Here is a 2381-nt window from a genome sequence, read left to right as displayed (position 1 = left end):
GTAAGCGCACCACGAACCCCGCATTCTAATCTTTCAGCACGAAGAATAAGATCATATCTCCAACCCAAAGGAGAGTTGAAATGGCAAAACGACGCACCAACCTAGAATGGCAATCACTGTTTGAGCAATATGAAAGCAGCAGTGTTACCCAACGCGCTTTTTGTGAAGAGCATGGACTGAGTTTATCCACGTTCTTTGCCAAACGGCGTCAATTCCAAACAGCAAACCCATCGGAATCTGTCGGATTTGTTAAAGCCGAAATCGTCGAAAAGACAACCAAGTATCAGGCGAAGATAGCTACGGCTAACATGACACTTCTCATCAATGATGTGGAGCTGAGCATTCCTCAAGGTACGCCAGTCACCTATCTTGCTGAACTCATTGGAGCGTTGTCATGAAAGGTATGCTCAGCGCTCCAAACATTTACCTTTATCGTGAAAGCGTCGATTTTAGAAAGTCCATCAATGGTCTTGCAGCGATTATCGAAAATGACACGGACTTACCTCTTGGCAGCGGTGCGCTATTCCTGTTTACCAATAAACAGCGCGATAAGATTAAGGTGTTGTACTGGGATAAAACAGGCTTCGCCCTCTGGTATAAACGCCTCGAAAAAGCCAAGTATAAGTGGCCTTCAAAAGAGAACAATCAGGTGTTTACCCTCACTCAATTTGAGCTTGATAGACTGCTTTCAGGCTTCACAATTATCGGCCATGAACCCATCAAAATAAACGATTTTACAATGAGTTAATCGAGAATAAAGCCTTATTAGCCAAGCGTTAACGGCGAGATTTTAGTATAATCAATGCCATGAAAAAGACGCCAGATATAAACCCAGAAAGCCAAGATATTGCCGAGCTACAAGCGATGGTGAAAGCCCTGATGCTCTCGCAAGAGCAGAAGGAATCGCAATGGAAACAAGAGCGCCAATCGCTGCTTGAACAACTCAAACTCGCCTTCGATCGCCAGTTCGCGAAACGCTCGGAGGCGTTAAAGCCTTACGATGAATCACAAGGTGACCTCTTCAACGAAGCGGAATGTGAAGCCGTTAAGGAAGAAGAGGTTGAGGTAACAACGACGACCACAACGAAAAAGCGCGGTAAACGAAAACCTCTGCCTAAGACCTTACCTCGTGAGGTTATCTAACTCGATTTAGACGACCATGAAAAGCAGTGTTCTTGTTGTAATCATGGCCTGCATAAAATCGGTGAAGACCGCAGCGAGAAGCTAGAGTTCACGCCTGCGGTACTCAAGGTGTTGGAATATGTTCGCCCTAAGTACGCTTGCCGCCAGTGCGAGAAAACAGGCGACAGCAGCCATATCGTTCAGAAGCCATCCCCTCAGAGTATCATCCCTAAAAGCTTCGCCACAGAAAGCTTGCTGGCCAACATCATTCTTGGCAAATACCAGTACGCGATGCCACTTTATCGCCAAGAATCGCTGTTTAACCAGTCGGGTATCGAGTTATCACGCACTACCATGGCAAGGTGGGTTATCCAAGTCAGCGAGAGGTTCGCCCCGCTGTATGCCGTCTTGAAGGAGCACCTACTTCAACAAGTGGTGGTTCAAGCAGATGAAACGCCGCTCAATGTGCTCAAGGAAGAGAAGAAGTGTTATATGTGGCTCTACTGCTCAGGCGCTGACTCGCCCGAAGCGGCACTGCCGAATGTGAAAAACATCGCCTTGTACGACTATCAAAACAGTCGCGCGAGGGCGTGTCCCGTGGACTTTTTAGGTGACTACAACGGTTATCTACAAACCGATGGCTACGCGGCCTATGATGGACTGCACCAAGTCACCAATGTGGGGTGCTTAGCGCATGCTCGTCGCAAGTTCATGGATGCGAAGAAGCTTCAAGGGAAAGGTAAATCGGGCAAGGCTGATAAAGCGCTGGCTAAAATCCAAAAACTCTACGGGATAGAATCACGCTTGAAAGGAGTGCCTGCCGAAGAGCGAAAAGCAGAGCGTCAAGCGTATGCCAAGCCGATACTGGATGAGCTTTACCAATGGATGACAACCCAGAAGGTGATAGGCTCTAGCCCACTAGGCAAAGCGATAAAGTACACGCTCGGGCAATGGCCTAAACTCATTCGTTATATCGACGATGGCCACTTATCTATCGATAATAATCGCGCTGAACGCGCAATTAAACCGCTGGTCATTGGCAGGAAGAACTGGCTGTTCTCTAATACACCAAACGGTGCTGATGCGAGCGCGATGCTTTACAGCATCATCGAGACCGCGAAAGCCAACGGCCTTATTCTCTACGACTACATGGTCAAGTGCATGAAAGAGCTGGCGAAAGAAGAGCCTGATATCGACGCACTCCTACCTTGGAACTTCAAACACTGATAAGTCGCCCCGTGGGTTCATGGGGCGGATAC

At 48.0% G+C, this 2381-nt stretch carries 2 protein-coding genes and 1 pseudogene; all 3 read left to right on the top strand.

All coding sequences use genetic code 11. From position 1 onward, the window contains the following. Nucleotides 1-80 precede the first annotated feature (80 nt). The 3 genes and pseudogenes from tnpA to tnpC all read left to right on the top strand — a co-directional run bounded on the left by tnpA (nt 81) and on the right by tnpC (nt 2349). Nucleotides 81-398: an IS66 family insertion sequence element accessory protein TnpA gene (tnpA, locus tag M9196_RS23140; protein ID WP_250619861.1), complete on the top strand. Its 318-nt coding sequence runs from the start codon at nt 81-83 to the stop codon at nt 396-398. Then, nucleotides 395-748 (top strand): IS66 family insertion sequence element accessory protein TnpB, encoded by a 354-nt coding sequence (gene tnpB / locus M9196_RS23135; RefSeq protein ID WP_250619860.1) that lies wholly within the window; start codon nt 395-397, stop codon nt 746-748. Before tnpA ends, tnpB begins: the two co-directional genes overlap by 4 nt. Before the next feature lie 59 nt (nt 749-807). Next, a pseudogene (tnpC, locus tag M9196_RS23130) lies at nt 808-2349 on the top strand (IS66 family transposase). Nucleotides 2350-2381: the final 32 nt, after the last annotated feature.

The organism is Vibrio methylphosphonaticus, assembly GCF_023634655.1.
Classification (GTDB): domain Bacteria; phylum Pseudomonadota; class Gammaproteobacteria; order Enterobacterales; family Vibrionaceae; genus Vibrio; species Vibrio methylphosphonaticus.
Note: the sequence above shows the minus strand (reverse complement) of the source record. Positions and strands in the feature narration are given on the sequence as shown.

What these genes read in the sequence shown, in the direction of transcription:
- tnpA (WP_250619861.1), top strand. Translation starts at nt 81, where the DNA reads ATGGCAAAACGACGCACCAACCTAGAATGGCAATCACTGTTTGAGCAA.
- tnpB (WP_250619860.1), top strand. Translation starts at nt 395, where the DNA reads ATGAAAGGTATGCTCAGCGCTCCAAACATTTACCTTTATCGTGAAAGC.